This window comes from Variovorax sp. P2_H12 (genome assembly GCF_056403395.1).
In genome coordinates this window covers 149,845-170,990 of the sequence record NZ_JBFUFO010000008.1, presented here as the reverse complement: position 1 = coordinate 170,990, position 21,146 = coordinate 149,845, and the positions used below count along the sequence as shown (strand labels likewise).

The window sequence follows — 21,146 nt, the reverse complement described above, 5'->3', positions numbered from 1 at the left end:
TTTGTGATCGAAGAAAGCCGCTCAGGCGCGCGCGGGCTCGAAGCGCACCAGCACCCGGTCCTGGTGCGCGAAGAAGGTCGCCGAGACGCGCTCGCCGATGCGCACGCCGGCCGCGGCATGGGCCATCAGGCGCGGGCCCTCGTCGAGCGTGACCAGCACCAGCGTGTACGGCACGAGGGCGCGGAAGGCATCGGACGGCGCCCGCGACACCACCGTCACGGCACGCACGGTCGCACGGCCGCAGGCGTCCTGCCAGAGCAGCCGCGTGCCGCCGCAGTTCGCGCAGGCGTAGCGCGCCAAGGTCTGCGGGCTGCCGCAGTCGCCGCAGGACTGGAACCGCAGCACCTGCTGCGCCAGGCCTTCGACGAAAGGCGCGGCGAGTGCGCCTTGCTCCGCGCTCATGGCGCTCCCTCCCGCGACAGGATCAGGCTCACGTGCGAGGACATCACGCCGCCGTCGGCATGCACGAAGGCGTGCCGAGGACGGCGCAGCTGGCGTTCGCCGGCCTGCCCCGCCATCTGCCGGAAGATCTCGACCACGTGCGCCATGCCGCCGGCGACGCCGCAGTGGCCGAAGGAGAGCAGTCCGCCATGGGTGTTGAGCGGCAGCGGCCCATCGGCGCGGAAGTCGCCGTGGCGCACGCGCCCGGCCGCCCCGCCACGCGGCGCGAAGCCGATCTCCTCGAGCAGCATGGCCAGGGTGATCGTGAAGGAGTCGTAGATGCCGAGGCAGTCGATGTCGCCTCGGGCCAGGCCCGCCTCGTCGAAGGCGCGCGAGGCCGCCTCGGAGGCGCCGCATTGCATGACGTCGGCCATCGCGCTCAGGTGCTGGTGGCGGTGCGCCTGCCCGGCGCCCGTCAACGCCACGCGGGACTTGCCACGCGGTGCGGCCGACACCACCAGGGCCATGGCGCCGTCGGAGATGGGGCAGCAGTCGAGCAGCTTGAGCGGCGCCGCGATCGGCCGGGACGCGAGCACCTCGGCCAGCGAGATCGGGGTCCGCAGGTGGGCGTCCGGGTGACCGGCCGCATGGTCGCGCATCAGCACGGCCAGCTCGGCGAGGTCCTCTTCATGGGTGCCGGTCTCATGCATGTAGCGCGATGCGAGCAGACCGTAGTAGGCCGGCACCGAAGCGCCGTTGGGCAGTTCGAAGTCGGCGTCGCCGACCTGCGCCAGCGTCTGGATCGAACTGTCGCGCGACTGGCCGCTCAGCCGGTTCTCGCCCGCCACCACCAGCAGGTTGCGGCAGCGCCCGGCGCGCACCAGCTCGCGCGCCAGCATCAGCATCGCGGCGCCCGMGGCGCCGCCCAGCTGCAGGCTGTGGGCATAGGCCGGCCGCAGCGCGAAGCGCTCGCAGAACAGCGTCGACAGCATCAGGTGCGGCAAGGTGGTCGCATAGCCGCACAGCACGCCGTCGATGTCGGCCCGCTGCAGCCGGGCCGTGTCAAGCGCCTGCTGCGCGGCCCGGGCCATCAGGTCGAGCGCGCCCAGCCCTTCGTGACGGCCGAAGGCGGTGCTGCCCGCTCCCGCGAGGTAGGCGGTTGCGGCCATCAGTGGACCCTGGTGCGCCGGCCGGCACTGCGGGTGGCCATGGCGCTCTGGTGCGCAGCGCCGCTCCAGAGCACTTCGCAGGTCGCGCACTCGCGCCGCAGCGCCTTCGCCAACTCGGCCTCGCGGGACGTGATGCGGTCGTTGAGCGCCGCGATGCTGATCGCCGCGACCGGCCTTGCGTCGGCACCGAGGATCGGCATCGCAATGCCGCCCATGCGCTCGACCACCACATCGAGCAGCACCGCGTAGCCGCGCTCGCGCGCCTCCATCGCCCGGGCTTCGAGCAGCTTCGGCGTGATGCGCGGGTAGCGCTTGAGCTGCGGCGCGATGACGGCGAGCGCCGCCTTGCGTTCGCCCTCGGGCATCCAGGCCAGCAAGGCCAGGCTGCCGGCACCGACGCCGAGCGGGCGGCGGCTGCCGATCGAGAGGTAGTTGGCACGGATCGGGAAGCGCCCCTCCTCGACGTCCACGCACAGCGACTCGATGCCGCTCGGGATCGACAGGATCACGCTGTCCTCGAAGGTGCCGGTGAGGCGCAGCAGGCTGGGGCGCACCAGCGGGCGCGGGTCGAAGCGCGCCAGCGCCGCCGCGCCCAGCACGAGCAGTTCGGCACCCAGGCTGTAGTGCTTGGTATCGGCATCGCGCACCACGAAGCCGTCGCGCATCAGCACCTCGATGAGGCGCAGCACGGTGGTCTTGTCGAGGCCGGTCGCCAGCGCGATGTCGGTCAGCCGTGCGACGCCCGGGTCGGACAGGGCTCGCAGGATGCGGCAGGCGCGCTCGACCGACGAGGTCGGCTCGGTGGCGCTGTTGGCGAGCACGGAGGGGACGGAGCGGGGACGGACGGCCATCGTATGCCTGTGTTTCGTTCTACGGAACCTGTTTGTCTGGCATTCATTGAAGTTCCGGCGCTCCCCATCGTCAAGCGAAAGACAAAAAGTTGCGGTGAATGAAACTTTTCAAGGGGAAACCCCGACGACCTGCGTTCGGGGCACGACGTGATGCCAATAGCGCGCCTGCCGTTCCCGCTCGCAGACCAGCTGCTCCGGCCGCGTGCTGGTCCAGGTCGCAGCGCCGCAGCGCGGCGACTCGGCCAGCGCGATCCCGCGCTCTCGATAGCGCGCCACCACCTGCGCGGCCGGGTGCCCGAAGCGGTTGCGGTAGCCGGCCTGGACCAGCGCGATGCGCGGCCGCACCGCGTCGAGCAGCAGCGCGGTCGACGAGGTCTTGCTCCCATGGTGCGGCGCCAGCAGCACATCGGCGCGCAGGTCCGGCGTGCGCGCCACCAGCGCCGCCTCCTGCAGGCGCTCGATGTCGCCGGCCAGCAGGGCGGTCGCGCGGCCGTTGCCGATGCGCAGCACGCACGAGATGGCGTTGGGCCTGGGCTTGACGAAGGCGGCGTAATCGTCGCCCTGCGGATGCAGGACCTCGAAATCGACGCCATCCCAGTGCCAGCGCTGGCCGGCCTCGCAGCGCCGAGCCGGCCGCACGGCCTGCAGCGGGTGCTCGGCCTCGATCGAACTCAGCAGCGTCGCCTGCGGCTGCGCCGCCAGCACCGCGGGCGCGCCGCCCACGTGGTCGCTGTCGCGATGGCTCAGCACGACGGCATCCAGCCGCTCGCCGAGCGCCCGCAGCAGCGGCACCAGCACCCGCTGGCCGGCGTCGCTGTCGGGGCCGTAGCGCGGGCCCGTGTCGTACAGCAGGCTGTGCGTGGCGGTGCGCACCAGCACGGCGTTGCCCTGCCCGATGTCGGCCGCGAGCAGTTCGAATTCGCCCGCGGCGGGCCGCGGCGCCTGCCACAGCAGCGCCGGCAGCAGCAGCGGCACCCCGAGCAGGCGCAGCGACCCCGGCAGCCGCATCGCCAGCAAGGTGCCGCCCAGAACGCCCGCCACCGCCATCCAGAGCGGCGGCGCCGGCATCGACAAGGCCGCGAACGGCAGGCCGGCGAGCCACTCCAGCACCCACGACAGGGCCTGCACCGACCACGCGGCGGCATGCCACAACGGTGCGGCAACGACGCCGAGCATCGCCAGCGGCGTCACGACCAGCGTGACCCAGGGAATCGCAACCGCATTGGCCAGCAGGCCGACGGCCGAGACCTGCTGGAACAGCAGCAGCGTGAGCGGCGTCAGCGCCAGCGTCACGACCCATTGCTCGCGCAGCAGGCGCAGCAGGCGCCCGGCGAGGCCTGCCGGCGCGACGGCGGGCGCCGCGCCGTCGGAGGCGAACAGCACGCCCACGGCGACGAAGCTCAGCCAGAAGCCCGCCTGCATCAGGGCCCAGGGGTCGGCCGCGACCACGACGGCGCAGGCGAAGAGCCAGACGAAGGGCCAGGGCCAGCGCCGGCCCGTGAGGCGAAGCAACCCGATGGCGGTGAGCATCAGCACGGTGCGCTGCGAAGGCACGCCCCAGCCGCTGAACACCGCATAGAGCGCGGCCAGCAGCACGCCCCCGACCAGCGCGCCATGCTGCGCCGGCCAGTGCAGCATCAGGCGGCCGCTGCGGCGCCACAGGGCGCCGACGAGCGCGGTGGCGAGCCAGGCGAACATCGTGATGTGGAGGCCGGAGATCGACATCAGGTGGGCGACACCGGTGGCACGGAAGACGTCCCAGTCGGTGCGCTCGATCGCGTTCTGGTCGCCCGTGACCAGCGCCGCGACCACGCCGGCCCGGCGCGGGTCGTCGATACGCTCGAAAGCGGCATCGCGCACCGATTCGCGCAAGCGCTCGACCGGATGGCGCCAGGTCGAGCCCAGGCGCTCCGGCGCGGGATCGCGGACGCCGGTGCGGAGCTGGCCGGTCGCGTGCTCGCCCTGCTCCCACAGGCGAAGCTCATGGTCGAAGCCATGCGGGTTGAGGCTGCCGTGCGGCGCCCGCAGCCGCACCGCGAAGCGCCACCGCTCGCCCGCGTGCAGCGGCGCCGGCTTGTCGGCCTCCTCGGCCGGACGCGCCCAAGGGCCCGTGGACGTGTCGTACCAGCCCAGCGAGACGCGCGATGGCACCTGCGGCGGCGGGCCGTCGCCGGCGTCCGCCGCCKGGGCCCAGCGCGCCGACTCGAGCTCGAACGCGAACCGGGTCGCGCCGGCGCCAAGCTGGGGCATGCTCGCGACCCGGCCCTCCACCAGCAGATCGCGTCCCTCGACGGCCGGCGACAGGGCGCCGGCCGCGTAGTCCGCGGCGCGCCAGCCCGCCGAGCCGCCACCGGCCATCGCGCCCAGCAGCAGCGCCGTCGGCAGCCACAGCGCCGACGGCCAGCGCAGCGCACCGAGCCCCAGCCAGCCGCACGCGGCCAGCGTGAGCAGGCCCGCATAGAACGCCCAGTGCCACAGCGCCGCCTGCTGCAGCTGCAGCGCAGCGCCGAGCACCGAGCCCGCCATCGCGGCGAAGACCGCCAGGGCGCGCGTCCGCCGCCCGGCCGTCACGAGACGACTCCCGATTCCATCTGCAACTCACTCCCTTGTGCGCTTCTTTGGCGCGCAAATTGCTTTCTGTGTCGGCTAGTATGCGACTCACCCCGAGGCATCCTCGACGCACCGAGAAACAATGTCCATCCACGCCGCCCTTCACCACGTCACCCACTACAAGTACGACCGTCCGGTGCAACTCGGCCCCCAGGTGGTCCGCCTGCGTCCGGCGCCGCATTGCCGCAGCAACGTGATCTCGTACTCGCTGCGGGTCGAGCCCGAAGAGCACTTCGTCAACTGGCAGCAGGACCCGTTCGCGAACTACCAGGCGCGGCTGGTGTTCCCCGAGAAGACGCGCGAGTTCAAGGTCACGGTCGACCTCGTGGTCGAGATGGCGGTCTACAACCCCTTCGATTTCTTCCTCGAGCCGCAGGCCGAGAACTTCCCTTTCAAGTACACCGAGGCGCAGGCGCAGGAGCTGGCGCCCTACCTGGTGGCCGACGCGGCCACGCCGCTGGTGCAGGCCTACCTCGAGAAGGTCGACCGCAAGGCACAGCGCACCATCGACTTCCTGGTCGGCATCAACCAGCAGGTGCAGCAGGACGTCAACTACCTGATCCGCATGGAGCCCGGCGTGCAGACGCCCGAGGAGACGCTGACCAACGGCTCGGGCTCCTGCCGCGACTCCGGCTGGCTGCTGGTGCAGCTGCTGCGCCACTGCGGCCTGGCGGCGCGCTTCGTGTCGGGCTACCTGATCCAGCTCACGCCCGACGTCAAGGCGCTCGACGGCCCGAGCGGCACCACGGTCGACTTCACCGACCTGCATGCCTGGTGCGAGGTCTACCTGCCCGGGGCGGGCTGGATCGGACTCGACGCCACCTCGGGCCTCTTGGCCGGCGAAGGCCACATCCCGCTGGCCTGCACGCCGACGCCCTCGAGCGCCGCGCCGATCGAGGGCGCGGTCGACGAAGCCGAGGTCGCGTTCGGCCACGAGATGAAGGTCACGCGCATCCACGAGTCGCCACGCGTCACCAAGCCCTACACCGAAGCGCAATGGGCCGAGGTGCTGGCGCTGGGCGATGCGGTCGACAAGCGCCTCGCGGCCGGCGACGTGCGCCTCACGATGGGCGGCGAGCCGACCTATGTGGCCACCAGCGACCGCGACGCCGCCGAATGGAACACCGACGCCCTCGGCCCCACGAAGCGCGGCTATGCGACCGAACTGGTGCACAAGCTGCGGGCCGAATACGGCAAGGGCGGCTTCCTGCACTTCGGCCAGGGCAAGTGGTACCCGGGCGAGCAGCTGCCGCGCTGGGCGCTGTCGATCTTCTGGCGCGCCGACGGCCAGACGCTGTGGCACAACCCGGCGCTCTTCGCCGACGAGCGCACGCCCACGCACTACACCAGCGAGGATGCGCGCCGCTTCACCACGGAGCTCTCGCACCGCCTGGGCCTGACCGAGCGCTACATCCAGCCCGGCTACGAGGACGTGTACTACTACCTCTGGCGCGAGCGCCGGCTGCCGGTCAACGTCGACCCCTTCGACTCCAGGCTCGACGACGAGATGGAGCGCGTCCGTTTGCGACGCGTGTTCACGCAGAAGCTCGACGCCGTGATCGGCTACATGCTGCCGATCGAGGCCGCCAACGCCGACACCGATGCGCCCGCGCTCGCGGGTCCGGGCTGGAAGACCGGCCCCTGGTTCCTGCGCGATGACCGCATGTACCTGATCCCGGGCGATTCGCCCATGGGCTACCGGCTGCCGCTCGATTCGCAGCCCTGGACCAGCAAGGGCGACTACCCCTACCTGATCGAGCGCGACCCGACCGCGCCGCGCGCCAGCCTGCCGGCATCGGCCGACTACCGTGCACGCTACGCGGGCCTGCCGGCCGGCGCGGATGCCGATCGCGGCGCCGTGCCCTATGCCTTCGGTGCGCCCGAAGCGGCGCCGGCGGCGCTGCGCAGGCAGGCGCCGGGCGACGGCCCCCACCCGACGGCAGACGCCGCCATCGACCCGACCACGCCGCGCCAGCCGCGGCGCGGCGAGTCGGCCCACTGGATCACCCGCAGCGCGCTGTGCGTCGAGGTGCGCGACCCGCGCCGCGCCAACGGACCGGCGGCCGAAAAGGTCGGCAGCGCCTCGGGCGTGCTCTACGTCTTCATGCCGCCGCTGGCGCGGCTGGAGGACTACCTCGACCTGGTCGCCGCGATCGAAGCCACGGCCGAGCTGCTCGGCGTGAAGATCGTGATGGAAGGCTATCCGCCGCCGCGCGATCCGCGCCTCAAGATGCTGCAGGTCACGCCCGATCCCGGTGTCATCGAAGTCAACATCCATCCCGCGCACAACTGGCGCGAGCTGGTCGAGCACACCGAGTTCCTCTACAACGCCGCGTTCGAGACCCGCCTGTCGGCCGAGAAGTTCATGACCGACGGCCGCCACACCGGCACCGGCGGCGGCAACCACTTCGTGATGGGCGGCGCGGTTCCGACCGACAGCCCCTTCCTGCGCCGGCCCGAGCTGCTGGCCAGCCTGCTGCTCTACTGGCACAACCATCCGTCGCTGAGCTACCTGTTCTCGGGCATGTTCATCGGCCCGACCAGCCAGGCGCCGCGCGTGGACGAGGCCCGAAACGACCAGGTCTACGAGCTCGAGATCGCGCTCAAGGAAATCGCCCGCAACCGCGAGATCCACGGCCAGAACATGCCGGCCTGGCTGGTCGACCGGACCTTGCGCAACATCCTGGTCGACGTCACCGGCAACACGCACCGCAGCGAGTTCTGCATCGACAAGCTCTACTCGCCCGACTCCAGCACCGGCCGCCTGGGCCTGCTCGAGCTGCGCGCCTTCGAGATGCCGCCGCATGCCCGCATGAGCATCGCGCAGCAACTGCTGCTGCGCGCCTTCATCGCCCGCTTCTGGGACGCCCCCTACCAGGCGCCGGCCACCCGCTGGGGCACCGAGCTGCACGACCGCTTCCTGCTGCCGACCTTCGTCAGGATGGACTTCGACGACGTCATCAGCGAGATGCGGCAGGCCGGCTTCGCCTTCGACCCGAACTGGTTCGCGCCGCACTTCGAGTTCCGCTTCCCGCTGGTCGGCCAGGTGCAGGCGATGGGTGTCGAGCTGTCGCTGCGCAACGCGCTCGAGCCCTGGCACGTGATGGGCGAGGAAGGCTCGGCCGGCGGCACGGTGCGCTATGTCGACTCGTCGCTCGAACGCATCGAGGTGCGCGTCACCGGCCTCAACGAAAGCCGCTACGTCATCACCGTCAACGGCCGTGTGCTGCCGCTGCAGCCCACCGGCACCGTCGGCGAGTTCGTGGCCGGCGTCCGCTACAAGGCCTGGAATCCGCCCTCGGCGCTGCATCCGAGCATCGGCGCGCATGCACCCCTGACCTTCGACATCGTCGACACCTGGATGAAGCGCTCGCTCGGCGGTTGCCAGTACTTCGTGGCGCACCCGGGCGGCCGCAACTACGACACCTTCCCGGTCAACGCCTACGAGGCCGAAAGCCGGCGCCACTCGCGCTTCTCGCGCATGGGCCACACGCCGGGGCTGATGCGCACGCCGCCGGCGACCATCGAGCTGGCCGGCAGCCGCGAGTTCCCCTTCACGCTGGACCTGAGACGCTAAAGCCAGGGATACCGCGGAACCGGCTTTGCCGGGCCGCTGGTATCGCCCCCGGCAGGGGGTGGGCGCCCGACACGAAGTGCGGGCAACCTGGGGGCGAGTAACAATCCCACCGTGGACCCACAGAACGAATCCCTCTTCGACGCCCAGGCGCTGGAAGCGCCTGCTGCGCTCGCGGCCTCGATCGCTCCCCCGGCCGCGCCGGGCCATTTCGATGAGCTGCGCGGCGCCGCCACGCCGCAGGACGCATCGCGTCCGGCTGCGCCCGCCTCACCCTTTTCACAGCCGGCGCCGCTCTACGAAGCCTCGTCCGTCCCGCCTGCCGCGCCGGTCGCCGAAGACGACGACGATTCCGGTCCGGACGAACAGACGCCACTGGCCCCAGCGTGGGCCGACTTCTTCGAGCACCTGGGTCCGGGCGGCTTCGACGACCTGCCGCGGCGCGCCGTCAGCCTCGAGCGCCAGATCCGCGACAACGGCGTCACCTACAACGTCTACGCCGATGCCGACGGTCCGCAGCGGCCCTGGTCGCTCGACCTGTTCCCGCTGATCGTCTCGCCCGAGAGCTGGGCCCAGATCGAGGCCGGCGTGCAGCAGCGCGTGCACGTGCTCGACCGGGTGATGGCCGACGTCTACGGGCCCCAGCAGCTGCTGGCCGAGGGGCTGCTGCCGCCTGCGCTGGTCCAGGGCCACCCGGGCTACCTGCGGGCCATGCACGGCGTGCGCCCGCCCGGCGACACCTGGCTGCACATCGCGGCCTTCGATCTCGCACGCGGGCCCGACGGCAACTGGTGGGTGGTCTCGCAGCGCACGCAGGCGCCCTCCGGCCTGGGCTACCTGCTCGAGAACCGGCTCGCGATCGCACGCCAGTTCCCGCAGGCCTTCGAGAACCTGCAGGTGCAGCGCGTGGCCGCCACCTACAACGCGATGATGGAGGGCCTGCAGCGCATGTGCCCGGCCGGCCAGCCGCCGCACATCGCGCTGCTGACGCCCGGCCCCTACAACGAGACCTACTTCGAGCATGCCTACCTGGCGCGCTACCTCGGCATCACGCTGGTCGAGGGCAGCGATCTCACGGTGCGCGACCAGCGCCTGTACCTCAAGACCCTGCAGGGCCTCAGGCCGGTGCACGGGCTGGTCAAGCGGCTCGACGACCAGTACCTCGACCCGCTCGAGCTGCGCCCCGATTCCACGCTCGGCGTGCCGGGCCTGCTGCAGGCGATCCGCGCCGGCAACGTGCTGGTGGCCAACATGCCCGGCTCGGCCTTCCTGGAATCGCCCGCGCTGCTGGGCTTCCTGCCCGCGCTGGCGCGCCGCCTGATCGGCGAGAAGCTGCGACTGCCGGCCCTGCCCACCTGGTGGTGCGGCGAACGCGCCGCGATGGAAGCCGTGCTGCCGCAGCTGGCCGACTGCGCGATCAAGTCCACCTACCCCGACTTCGACTCGCACACCAGCTTCGATGCGGTGCTCGGCCACCACATGGGACGGCGCGAGCTCGACGAATGGGCCGGCCGCATCGTGCGCCAGGGCGAGGCCCACACGGTGCAGAGCTACCTGCCGCTGTCGCAGATGCCGACCTGGACGCCGGACCTCGGCCGCGGCCACATCGCGCAGCGCTCGGTGCTGCTGCGCGTGTTCGCGGTCAGCGACGGACCGCGCTCGTGGCGGGTGCTTCCCGGCGGCCTCGCGCGGCTGGCGGGACGCGACGCCCAGATCGCCTCGATGCAGCGCGGCGGCAGCAGCGCCGACGTCTGGGTGCGCACCGAGGGCGAGGTCGACCGCACCACGCTGCTGCAGCCGCACGCCACGCCGGCCTCGCTGGCGCGGCACCGGGCCCCGGTCACCAGCCGGGCGGCCGAGAACATGTTCTGGCTCGGCCGCTACACCGAGCGGGCCGAGAATGCGGTGCGCCTGGCGCGGCTCACCATCGACCTGCTCGGGGGCGAGAACCACTCCGCCCGCGCGCTGCTGGTCTGGCTGCACAGGCTGGCGCTGCGCAATGCGCTGGTGCCGCCCGAGGTGCCGAGCCTGCCGAAGTCGCGGCGCGTGTTCGAGCGGGCGCTGATCGCCGAGATGGGCAACGTCGACCAGGGTGGCAGCGTGGGCTACAGCCTGCGCTGCATCCGCCAGGCGGCCGCCGCGGTGCGCGAGCGGCTGTCGCAGGACCACTGGAACCAGATCGTGCGCGCCGAGACCGATTTCCTGCGCCGCGGCGCCGAGCAGGCCGGCGAGAACACCGAGGGCGGCTACGCCACCGGCGCCGTGCTGGGCCTGCTCGAGTCGGCCAGCAGCGCGTTGTCGGCCATGACCGGCGCCCAGACCGACCGCATGACGCGCGACGACGCCTGGCGGCTGCTGTCGATCGGCCGCCACATCGAGCGCCTGGGTTTCCTCTCGAGCGCGCTGGCGGCCGGCTTCGAGACCGGCTCGGTGCACGAGATCAGCGGCTTCGAGGCCATGGTGGCGCTGTTCGACAGCACCATCACCTTCCATGCGCGCTACCAGCAGCGGCGCGACGTCGCCACGCTGGTCGACCTGCTGGTGCTGGACGGCGACAACCCGCGCTCGCTGGCCTGGGTCACGCAGACGCTGCGCAAGCGCATCGCCAAGCTCGCGGGCAGCGCGCCCGACAAGCTCACCGCCCTGTCTTTCGACCTGCCCGACCCCGACGGCTGGACCCTCGAAGGCCTGTGCGATCCCGGTCCCGACCAGCAGTACCCGGCGCTGGTGCACGTTTTCGCTAGCTGCGAGGCGGCCGCCTACCATGTGTCGGATGCGATCGGTACGCGGTACTTCACCCTGACTTCCGAATCCCTGCGCTCCGTCGGGGCGTGACATTGCTCGCCCCCAGGTTGCCCGGCACTTCGTGTCCGGGCGCCCACCCCCTGCCGGGGGCAACACCAGCGGCCCGGCAAAGCCGGTTCCGCGGTGTTTCACGAACGGGCCTGGCTGCGCCGGCCGAATGAAGAGGCGCAGTGGTCGTTCTACGGCTGCGCGAAGCGCGCCCGTTCGTGGGCAGCCGCGGAACCGGCTTCGCCGGGCCGCTGGCTGCGCCCCCGGTAGGGGGTGGGCGGGCTACACGCAGTGAGCCCAACCTGGGGGCGAGTAAAGTGTCCCCCCATGCTGCTCCACGTCACCCATGCCACGCGCTACGACTACGCGCCGCCGGTCGAGACGGCGCAGCACCTGGCGCACCTGAAGCCGCTGGACACCGTCTCGCAGCGCCTCGTGAGCCATGCGCTGACGATCAGCCCGACGCCCGCCCTGCACGAGGAGTCGCCGGATGTCTACGGCAATGCGCGCGCCTTCTTCGCGCTCGAGTCGACGCACGACGAGCTGGTGGTGACCGCCGAGAGCGTGGTCGAGACCGCGCAACCCGTGCTGTCGCCGGCGGCGGCGCCCGAGCTGCCGTGGGAAGAGGTCCGGGAGCGCTTCCGCTACGTCAAGGACTCGGGCTACGACCTGGCCTCCGAGTTCGTCTTCCCGTCGCGCTACGTGCCGCGGCATGACGACTTCGCCGCCTACGCGCGGCCCAGCTTCGCACCGGGCCGGCCGGTCTTCGACGCCGCGATGGACCTCACGCTGCGCATGTTCCGCGACTTCGAATACGACGCCGAGAGCACCGAGATCAGCACGCCGGCAATCGAGGCCCTGGCGCAGCGCAAGGGCGTCTGCCAGGACTTCGCCCACATCATGATCGCCTGCCTGCGCACCCTGGGCCTGCCGGCGCGCTACGTGAGCGGCTACCTGCTGACCCAGCCCCCGCCCGGCCGCCCGCGCCTGATCGGCGCCGATGCCTCCCACGCCTGGGTGTCGCTCTACCTGCCGGGCACCGACGGCCCCGGCGACTGGGCCGACTTCGACCCGACCAACGGCCGCCAGCCCGGCGAGGACTACGTGACGCTGGCCATCGGCCGCGACTACTCCGACGTCTCGCCGATGCGCGGCGTGCTGCATGGCGGGGCCCGGCACACGCTGGATGTCAGGGTCACCGTGCGGCCGCTCGAGGAGCTGAAGGACGAAGCCGTCCGCATCGCACAGTCCCAATCGCAATCCCAATCCCAATCCCAATCTCAAACCCAGAACAAGGAGTCCTCATGAACGTCTACGACACGCTGTCCCGCCTCGGCATCACCCTGCCGCCCGTGGCCACCCCGGCCGCGGCCTACGTGCCCTTCGCGCGCACCGGCAACCTGGTGTTCCTCTCGGGCCACATCGCCCGCAAGGACGGCAAGCCCTGGGTCGGGCAGCTCGGCGCCACGCTCGGCACCGACGAAGGCAAGCAGGCCGCGCGCGCGATCGCGATCGACCTGCTCGGCACCCTGCACGCGGCGGTCGGCGACCTGAACAAGGTCAAGCGCATCGTCAAGCTCATGAGCCTGGTCAATTCGACCAGCACCTTCACCGAGCAGCACCTGGTGACCAACGGCGCGAGCGAGTTCATGGCCGAGGTCTTCGGCAGCGAAAAGGGCGCCCACGCGCGCAGCGCCTTCGGCGTCGCGCAGATCCCGATGGGTGCCTGCGTCGAGATCGAACTGATCGCCGAAATCGAATAAGCAGTTCGTTGGACGACACCGACCGCCACCTGCTGAGCCTGCTCCAGGCCAACGCCCGCGAGCCCGCCGCGACGCTGGCGCGCAAGCTGGGCATGGCGCGCACCACGGTCGTCGCCCGCATCGCGCGGCTGGAGCGCGACGGCGTGATCGCCGGCTATGGCGTGCGGCTCGGCCAGCGTCTCGAACACGCCGCCGTGCGCGCTTACTGCGGGCTCAGTGTGGCGCCGAAGGCCGGCGCCGCGGTGGTCCGCGCGCTCGAACGGCTGCCCGAGGTCGAGGAACTCTCGGCCGTCAGCGGCCAGTACGACTACATGCTGGCCCTGCGCTGCGAGACCAACGAGCAGCTCGACGCGCTGCTCGACCGCATCGGCCTGATCGAAGGCATCCAGCACACGCACACCTCGGTGGTGCTGAGCCGCAAGATCGATCGGCGCAGCGCGGTGGCGCCATAATCCCGGACCCCGGGGAACCCATCCGATGCACAGCGACGACGTGCTCCAGACCCAACGCCGACTGCGCGGCAGTCTGCTCGACGACCGCCGCGCGCTTCCCTGGCGCCCGGCCCGCGAGTTCGCGGCGCAGATGCTGCTGTACGTCGAAGACCCGCTCCAGTGCTGGCGCGTGGGCCTGGAATGCCTGCGCGAACTGCTCGACGCCGATCGGGTGGATGGCGGCTTCGCCGAACCCGGGCAGGCGCTGTATGCGCCGCTGGCCGAATCGCTGCGCCCTGGCCGCGCCGTGCCTTCGGTGATCGGATTCGCGATGGATGCCCGCGATCCGAGCCTGGCCGCCGTCTGGGCCGCCGAGGGCGTGGTGGTGTTCGGCGACATCGCGAGCGATGCGCGCTTCGGGCCGCAGATGCGTGCTCAGCTCGGCACCATCGGCACCCGCACCAAGCTGGCCGTGTCGCTGCACGACGGCGCACGCTCGCTCGGCCTCTTGTGCGCGGACTGGATCGAGCCCCGCACGGCCTGGCGCTCCGAGGCCTGCGCCCACCTTCCGCTGCTCGCACGCGCCGTGCTCACGCCGGTGCTGACGGCGGCACGCTCGCTCAACGATGCGCGCGACGCTGCACTGGCCGCTCCCGATCCTGCGGCCCTCGCCGGACTCACGCCGGCCGAGCTGAAGGTCGCGCGCATGGCCGCCACCGGGATGAGCTACAAGGAGATCGCGCGCGAACTCAAGCGCTCCTTCTCGACCGTCGACCACCAGCTGCGCAGCGCGCGCGACAAGCTGGGCGTGTCCTCGACCGCACGCCTCGCGGGCGCCCTGTCGGTCCACCTGCCCCACTGACGGCGCTCCATGGGGGTGAACCCTATCGCGAATCTTCGCGATGGAGCAGCGCGGGCGCGCTCCCTAGACTGCGCGGGCCACCATCCACCGTCTGGAGACACCCCGTGAGAACCTTTCAGAACACCGTGAACGGCCGCCCCGCCGCCGCCGCCCGCACTTTCGAATCGAAGAACCCCGCCACCGGCGAGACGCTGGGCCTGGTGCCGCACGCCACGCCGCAACAGGTGGCCGAAGCCGTCGCCGCGGCGCGCGCCGCGCAGCCCGCATGGGCCGCACGTCCCGACGCCGAACGCCAGGCGCTGCTGATGCAGGTCGCGCAAGCCATCACGGCCAATTCCGAGTACCTCGCCGAATGGGTGACGCGCGAACAGGGCAAGCCGCTCGGCGGCGTCGGTCCCGACCAGGTACCCGGCGCGCGCTTCGAGCTCTGGGGCTGCGAAGTCTGGACACAGGTGCCCGCAAGCCTCGAGCTGCCGGTGGAAGTCGTCTTCGAGGACGCCACGCGGCGCGACGAAATGCACCGCCAGCCCTTCGGCGTGGTCGCCGCTATCGCGCCCTGGAACTGGCCGCTGCTGATCGCCATCTGGCAGATCGTCCCGTCCCTGCGCGCCGGCAACACGGTGGTGCTCAAGCCCTCCGAATACACGAGCATCGGCACGCTGGAGATGGTCCGCATCATGGCCGAGGTGCTGCCGCCCGGCGTGCTGAACACCGTGACCGGCGGCGGCGATGTCGGCGCCGCCCTGGTGGAGAACAGCGGCATCGACAAGATCATGTTCACCGGCTCGAACGCCACCGGCGCGCGCATCGCCGCGGCGGCGGCGCGCAATCTCACGCCGACGACGATGGAACTGGGCGGCAACGACGCCGCGATCGTGCTGCCCGATGCCGATCCGAAGGCGATCGCGATGGGGCTCTTCTGGGGCGCCTTCCTCAACATGGGCCAAACCTGCGCCTGCGCCAAGAGGCTGTACGTGCCCGACGGCCTGCACGACGCCGTGGTCGCCGAGCTCAAGGCGCTCGCGCAAGCCATGCCGATGGGCAACGGATTGGCGACCGGTACCGTGATCGGCCCGATCCAGAACCGCATGCAGTACGACAAGGTGGTGGCGCTGGTCGAGGACGCCAGGGCAGGCGGAGCGACCATCGTCTGCGGCGGCAAGGCGCCCGGCGGTCCGGGCCACTTCTATCCGGTGACGCTGGTCACCGACATCGCCGACGGCAGCCGCCTGGTGGACGAGGAGCAGTTCGGCCCGGTGCTGCCGGTCATTCGCTACAGCGACCTCGAATCCGCGATCGCGAGCGCCAACCGGCTCGACGCCGGACTCGGCGCCTCCGTCTGGTCCGCCGACATCGACAAGGCCAGAGCGGTCGCCTCGCGCATCCGGGCCGGCACCGTGTGGATCAACCAGCATGGCGCGATCCATCCCATGGTGCCCTTCGGCGGCGTCAAGCGCTCGGGCTGGGGGGTGGAATTCGGCATCGACGGCCTCAAGTCGGTCACGCAGCCGCGCGTCATCAGCATCAAGAAGTAACGGCGTGCCAAAACGAGCGGCAGAAACCCGACCATCAGGGTAATCCGGCTTCCGAAACGCCGGGGCCTGCGGCACGCTTCTTGCGCCGAATCCGTCCGGATACCGCCATGGAAGACGTCCGCTACACCACCCTCGACACCCGCGATGCGGACGAGCATGCCGCCGGGCTGAGCGCCTGGGACCAGAAGTACGAGCAGATCTCTGCCGGCCGTTTCAGCGGCCACGTGGAGGACCTGCGCGTGGGACCGGTGCAGGTGTTCGTGGAGACTGCGAGCCGCGCGGTTTTCCAGTGCGGTATGCCGCGCGCCGGGACGCTCACGGTCGGCCTGATGCATCCCGTGACCGAGGCCGGCTGGTTCTGCGGCCATGCGCTCGATCGCGACCGCTTGATCGCCGTGTCGTCCGGTTCCGAATTCGACCTGATCGCGGGCGCGGGCATGGACGTGATCGGCATCTCCATCGACACCGCGCACCTGTCGGCACTGGCCGCCCAGTTGCGCGGCGGCGAGCAGGTCGCGCAGCCATTGCAAGGCCCGTGCGTGCTGGCTTCGTCTGCGGCCGTCCAGGCCGGGATGACGCAACTCGTCGATTCCGCGCTCGCGCTCGCGCGGCTGCAGCCTGCGCTGCTGCAGGAGCCCGCGGCGCAGCGCATGCTGGCGCTCTCGCTCTCGGAGGCGATGCTCGACGGCGTGGCCGGCGATCGCCACGAAGCGAGCGTGCGGCCCAGCGCCGCCGCGCGACGGCGCATCCTCTACGCCGCGCGCGACTACATGCACGCCCATGCCGACGAGGCGATCACCGTGCCCGACCTGTGTCAGGCCACCTGCGCCTCGCGCCGAGCGCTGCAATACGCGTTCGAAGAGATCCTGCACCTGAGCCCCGTGACCTACCTGCGCGTGATGCGCCTGAACCGCGTGCGCGGCGAACTGCTCGCGCACAGCGACGAGACGGTGGGCGACGTCGCCGCGCGCTGGGGCTTCTGGCACCTGTCGCGCTTCGCGGCGGACTACCGCCAGCACTTCGGCGAACTGCCCTCGGCGACCCGCGCGCGCGGTGCCGCCAGGGCCACGCCGACCGGCATGCTGACCACCCACTGACCGGCTTGCGGCCCGTGGAGGTCGTTCGAGGCCCGGGGCGAAGTCTTGCCGAATCGGGATAACGGGCCCCGTGCACTGCCTCGTAACCTCCGTCGAAACCACTCCCACAGCGACGCAGGACTTCGATGCAGCATCCACAGTTTTCAGATTCCCGCCCTCTGCGCCAGCGCGCCGCCGCACTGACGGCCATCGCGGTGCTCGCGGCCTGCGCCGCGCTCACAACCTTCGCGCCGCCCGCGCACGCCCATGGCGGCGCGGCGCACATGGTGCCGCTGAAGAAGACGCTGGAGGACTTCGGTGCCGCGGTGCGCTGGGACGGCTTCGCCAACGTCTTCACGATTTCGCGCAACAGCATGCTGGTGCGGGTCAAGCCGGGTTCACGCACCGCCATGGTGAACGGACAGCCGGTGCAGCTCGACGTGCCGGTGACGATGCGGGCCAACACGGCCTATGTGTCGCACGACTTCATCAACCAGGTATTCCAGTCGGGGCTGGACAAGACCTTCGCGGTGGAGCGCACGCCGAGTCCGCTCAACCCGCTGACCGCCGACGAGATCCAGGCGGTCGTCGCGATCCTCAAGTTCTCCGGCCGCTACCAGCCCGGCTACCGCTTCACCGAGATCACGCTGAAGACGCCCCCGAAGGACGAAGCATGGAACTTCGCGCTCACCGGCCAGCCCGTGCGCGCGCCCCGCCAGGCCTCGATGGTGGTGCTCGACGGCAAGAAGCTGATCGAAGGCACGATCGACCTCGCGGCGCGCAGCGTCACGAGCTGGAAGCCCATCGAGGGCGCGCACGGCATGGTTCTGCTCGACGACTTCGCCACGGTGCAATCGGCCATCGAAGGCAGCCCCGAGTACGCGCAGGCGCTGCGCAAGCGTGACATCCACGACGTGAGGAAGGTGGTCGCGACGCCGCTGACGGTCGGCTACTTCGACGGCAAGGACGAACTGAAGCAGGAGGAACGCCTGCTCAAGGTCGTGAGCTACCTTGACGTGGGCGACGGCAACTACTGGGCCCACCCGATCGAGAACCTGGTCGCGGTGGTGGACCTCGAGCACAAGAAGGTCGTGAAGATCGAGGACCAGGGCGTGATCCCGGTGCCGCTCAAGCCGACGCCCTACGACGGCCGCGACCGCAGCGCGTCCCCCGCGCCCAAGCCGCTGGAGATCACCGAGCCCGAGGGCAAGAACTACACCATCAGCGGCAACACGCTGCACTGGCGCAACTGGGACTTCCATGTGCGGCTCGATTCGCGCGTCGGGCTGGTGCTCTCGACCGTCACCTACAACGACCGCGGCACGCGCCGCAAGGTCATGTACGAAGGCTCGCTCGGCGGCATGATCGTGCCCTACGGCGACCCCGACGTGGGCTGGTACTTCAAGGCCTACCTCGATTCGGGCGAGTACGGCATGGGCACGCTGACTTCGCCTATCGCGCGCGGCCGCGACGCGCCCGACAACGCGGTGCTGCTCGATGCCACGCTGGCCGACTACGCGGGCGCTCCGGCCAAGGTGCCCAACGCGATCGCGGTGTTCGAGCGCTATGCCGGCCCCGAGTTCAAGCACCAGGAGATGGGCAAACCCAACGTCAGCACCGAGCGGCGTGAACTGGTGGTGCGCTGGATCAGCACCGTCGGCAACTACGACTACATGTTCGACTGGGTCTTCGCCGAGAACGGCACCATCGGCATCAACGCCGGCGCGACCGGCATCGAAGCCGTGAAGGGCGTCAAGGCGCGCACCATGCAGGATCCGACCGCCGCCGAAGACACGCGCTACGGCACCTTGCTCGACCACAACATCGTCGGCACCACGCACCAGCACATCTACAACTTCCGGCTCGACCTCGACGTCGATGGCGAGGCCAACTCGCTGACCGAGATCGACCCGGTGGTCGAGAAGAACACGCGCGGCGGGCCACGCACCAGCACCATGCAGACCGTGCAGCGCACGGTGGCGAGCGAGAAGGCGGCAGCTCAGAAGTTCGATGCGTCGACCATCCGTCTCCTGAGCAACCCGAACCGGCTCAACAAGGTCGGCAATCCGGTCTCGTACCAGCTCATTCCTTACGCGGGCGGCACGCACCCGATCGCCAAGGGCGCCAACTTTGCCAAGGACGAGTGGATCAACCACCGCCTGAGCTTCATGGACCGCCAGATCTGGGTCACGCGCTACGACCCGCAGGAGAAGTTCCCCGAAGGCAAGTATCCCAATCGCTCGGGCAAGGACACCGGCCTCGGCCAGTTCACCGCCGACGACCAGCCGATCGTGAACACCGACAACGTGGTCTGGCTGACCACCGGCACCACCCACGTCGCGCGCGCCGAGGAGTGGCCGATCATGCCGACCGAATGGGTCCACGCGCTGCTGAAGCCCTGGAACTACTTCGACGAGACGCCCACGCTCGGGCTGAACCAGCCGGCCAAGTGAGCCGCTCGCTTCACCTCCATTCCAACATCCAGACCACGAGGACATCCCATGCAAGACTTCGACCCATCGCCATCCCTTGGCGGCGCGACCACGGATCGCCGCGACTTCCTCAAGGCTGGCGCCGCCCTGCTCGCGACCACACCGCTGGCTGCGCTGGCCCAGGGCGCGAGTCCGGTCACCCGGCCCGCCGGCGAGATCACCGGCTGGTCGGCCATCGCCTTGTCGCGCGCCATCCAATCGCGCAGCGTCTCGTGCGTGGAGGTGATGAACGCCTATCTGGCGCAGGTCGACCGCTTCAATCCGACGGTCAACGCCATCGTCTCGCTGCAGGCGCGCGAAGGGCTGCTCACGCAGGCCCGGCAGCGCGACGCCCAGCTGGCGGCAGCGAAGAACGAAGGCCGCAGTGTCGGCTGGATGCACGGCTTTCCGCAAGCGCCCAAAGACCTCGCGGCCACGGCCGGCATCGTCACCACGCAAGGTTCGCCGATCCTCAAGGACTACGTGCCGAAGACCGACGCCATCGTCGTCGAGCGGGCGCGCAAGGCCGGCGCGATCCTGATCGGCAAGACCAACACGCCGGAATTCGGGCTCGGCTCGCACACCTACAACGCCGTGTTCGGCACTACGCTGAATGCCTTCGATCCGACGAAGAGCGCGGGCGGCAGCAGCGGCGGCGGCGCCGTGTCGCTGGCATTGAACATGCTGCCCGTGGCCGACGGCAGCGACATGATGGGATCGCTGCGCAACCCGGCCGGGTGGAACAATGTCTTCGGCTTCCGGCCTTCGTTCGGGCGCGTGCCCTACGGCCCGACCAACGAGGTCTTCATTCAACAGCTCGGCTACGAAGGCCCGATGGGCCGCAGCGTGGCGGATCTCGCGATGCTGCTGTCGGTGCAGGCCGGCCATGACGCCCGCGTGCCGCTGTCGATCGACCAGGACCCGGCGATGTTCACCAGGCCGCTGGCCAAGGACTTCAAAGGCGCGCGCATCGGCTGGATGGGCGACTACAACGGCTACCTGCCGATGGAGCCCGGCGTGCTCGACACCTGCACCCAGGCGCTCAAGCACTTCGAGACCATCGGCTGCACGGTGGAAGCGGTTCAGCCCGATTTCTCGATGGAGCGCCTGTGGAAGACCTGGCTCACGCTGCGCGGCTTCCTCGTCGCGGGCGTGGCCGGCGGGCTCTATGCCGATCCGAAGACGCGAGCCATGATGAAGCCCGAAGCCGTCTGGGAAGTCGAGAAGGGCCTCAAGGTCTCGGGCGCGGACGTCTACCGCGCCTCCATCGATCGCAGCGCGTGGTACCAGGCGCTCAACACGCTGTTCCAGAGCTACGACTACCTGGTGCTGCCATCGGCGCAGGTGTTTCCCTTCGATGCCAAGCTGGACTGGCCCAAGAGCGTCAACGGCAGGACGATGGACACCTACCACCGATGGATGGAGGTCGTCGTCGGCGGCACGCTGGCCGGCGTGCCGGTGCTGAGCGTGCCGGCCGGCTTCGGTCCGGGCGGGCTGCCGATCGGTCTCCAGGTGATGGGCCGCGCGCAGGCGGATCTGGCAGTGCTCCAGATCGGCAACGCCTACGAGCTGGCGTCGAAGTACACGGCAAGGCGCAGCCCGCTGCTCGCCTGAAGACGACACGGGTCAA

General features: G+C 70.6%; 14 protein-coding genes. 10 read left to right on the top strand and 4 right to left on the bottom strand.

All coding sequences use genetic code 11. From position 1 onward, the window contains the following. Window positions 1–21: 21 nt before the first annotated feature. The 4 genes from AC1DYK_RS07665 to AC1DYK_RS07650 all read right to left on the bottom strand — a co-directional run bounded on the left by AC1DYK_RS07665 (window position 22) and on the right by AC1DYK_RS07650 (window position 4,927). Entirely contained in the window at window positions 22–402 is a 381-nt protein-coding gene (locus AC1DYK_RS07665; RefSeq protein WP_478165704.1) for a Zn-ribbon domain-containing OB-fold protein, read from the bottom strand. Further along, entirely contained in the window at window positions 399–1,550 is a 1,152-nt protein-coding gene (locus AC1DYK_RS07660; RefSeq protein ID WP_478165703.1) for a thiolase family protein, read from the bottom strand. The genes AC1DYK_RS07665 and AC1DYK_RS07660 overlap by 4 nt, the downstream gene beginning before the upstream one ends. Then, entirely contained in the window at window positions 1,550–2,401 is an 852-nt protein-coding gene (locus AC1DYK_RS07655; protein ID WP_478165702.1) for an IclR family transcriptional regulator, read from the bottom strand. The genes AC1DYK_RS07660 and AC1DYK_RS07655 overlap by 1 nt, the downstream gene beginning before the upstream one ends. Window positions 2,402–2,509: 108 nt before the next feature. Continuing rightward, a complete protein-coding gene (locus AC1DYK_RS07650) occupies window positions 2,510–4,927 on the bottom strand; it encodes a DNA internalization-related competence protein ComEC/Rec2 (protein ID WP_478165721.1) in 2,418 nt (805 codons plus the stop codon). A 166-nt stretch (window positions 4,928–5,093) separates the two neighbouring features. Here AC1DYK_RS07650 and AC1DYK_RS07645 point away from each other — a divergent pair, with 166 nt between their 5' ends. The 10 genes from AC1DYK_RS07645 (at window position 5,094) to AC1DYK_RS07600 (ending at window position 21,130) form a co-directional block, all read left to right on the top strand. Then, window positions 5,094–8,588, top strand: a complete 3,495-nt coding sequence (locus tag AC1DYK_RS07645; protein WP_478165701.1) for a transglutaminase family protein — start codon at window positions 5,094–5,096, stop codon at window positions 8,586–8,588. A gap of 87 nt (window positions 8,589–8,675) precedes the next feature. Next, window positions 8,676–11,420 carry a circularly permuted type 2 ATP-grasp protein gene (locus tag AC1DYK_RS07640; protein ID WP_478165720.1) on the top strand — a complete coding sequence of 915 codons (2,745 nt, stop codon included), beginning with the start codon at window positions 8,676–8,678 and terminating at the stop codon, window positions 11,418–11,420. A gap of 285 nt (window positions 11,421–11,705) precedes the next feature. Further along, complete coding sequence (locus AC1DYK_RS07635; RefSeq protein ID WP_478165700.1) at window positions 11,706–12,686, top strand: transglutaminase family protein; 981 nt, start codon at window positions 11,706–11,708, stop codon at window positions 12,684–12,686. Then, complete coding sequence (locus AC1DYK_RS07630) at window positions 12,683–13,141, top strand: RidA family protein (RefSeq protein WP_478086059.1); 459 nt, start codon at window positions 12,683–12,685, stop codon at window positions 13,139–13,141. Before AC1DYK_RS07635 ends, AC1DYK_RS07630 begins: the two co-directional genes overlap by 4 nt. Continuing rightward, on the top strand, window positions 13,138–13,593 hold the full coding sequence (locus AC1DYK_RS07625) for an Lrp/AsnC family transcriptional regulator (RefSeq protein WP_478086111.1): 456 nt from the start codon (window positions 13,138–13,140) through the stop codon (window positions 13,591–13,593). The genes AC1DYK_RS07630 and AC1DYK_RS07625 overlap by 4 nt, the downstream gene beginning before the upstream one ends. Before the next feature lie 25 nt (window positions 13,594–13,618). Then, window positions 13,619–14,434, top strand: a complete 816-nt coding sequence (locus AC1DYK_RS07620; protein ID WP_478165699.1) for a helix-turn-helix transcriptional regulator — start codon at window positions 13,619–13,621, stop codon at window positions 14,432–14,434. Between the two features lie 104 nt (window positions 14,435–14,538). Further along, the gene (locus tag AC1DYK_RS07615) at window positions 14,539–15,969 is read left to right on the top strand and encodes an aldehyde dehydrogenase family protein (protein WP_478165698.1); all 1,431 of its coding nucleotides are present in this window, start codon (window positions 14,539–14,541) and stop codon (window positions 15,967–15,969) included. A 107-nt stretch (window positions 15,970–16,076) separates the two neighbouring features. Continuing rightward, complete coding sequence (locus tag AC1DYK_RS07610; protein ID WP_478165697.1) at window positions 16,077–17,066, top strand: helix-turn-helix domain-containing protein; 990 nt, start codon at window positions 16,077–16,079, stop codon at window positions 17,064–17,066. 125 nt (window positions 17,067–17,191) lie between these two features. After that, window positions 17,192–19,498 carry a primary-amine oxidase gene (gene tynA, locus AC1DYK_RS07605; protein WP_478165696.1) on the top strand — a complete coding sequence of 769 codons (2,307 nt, stop codon included), beginning with the start codon at window positions 17,192–17,194 and terminating at the stop codon, window positions 19,496–19,498. A gap of 48 nt (window positions 19,499–19,546) precedes the next feature. After that, a complete protein-coding gene (locus AC1DYK_RS07600; protein ID WP_478165695.1) occupies window positions 19,547–21,130 on the top strand; it encodes an amidase in 1,584 nt (527 codons plus the stop codon). Window positions 21,131–21,146 lie beyond the last annotated feature (16 nt).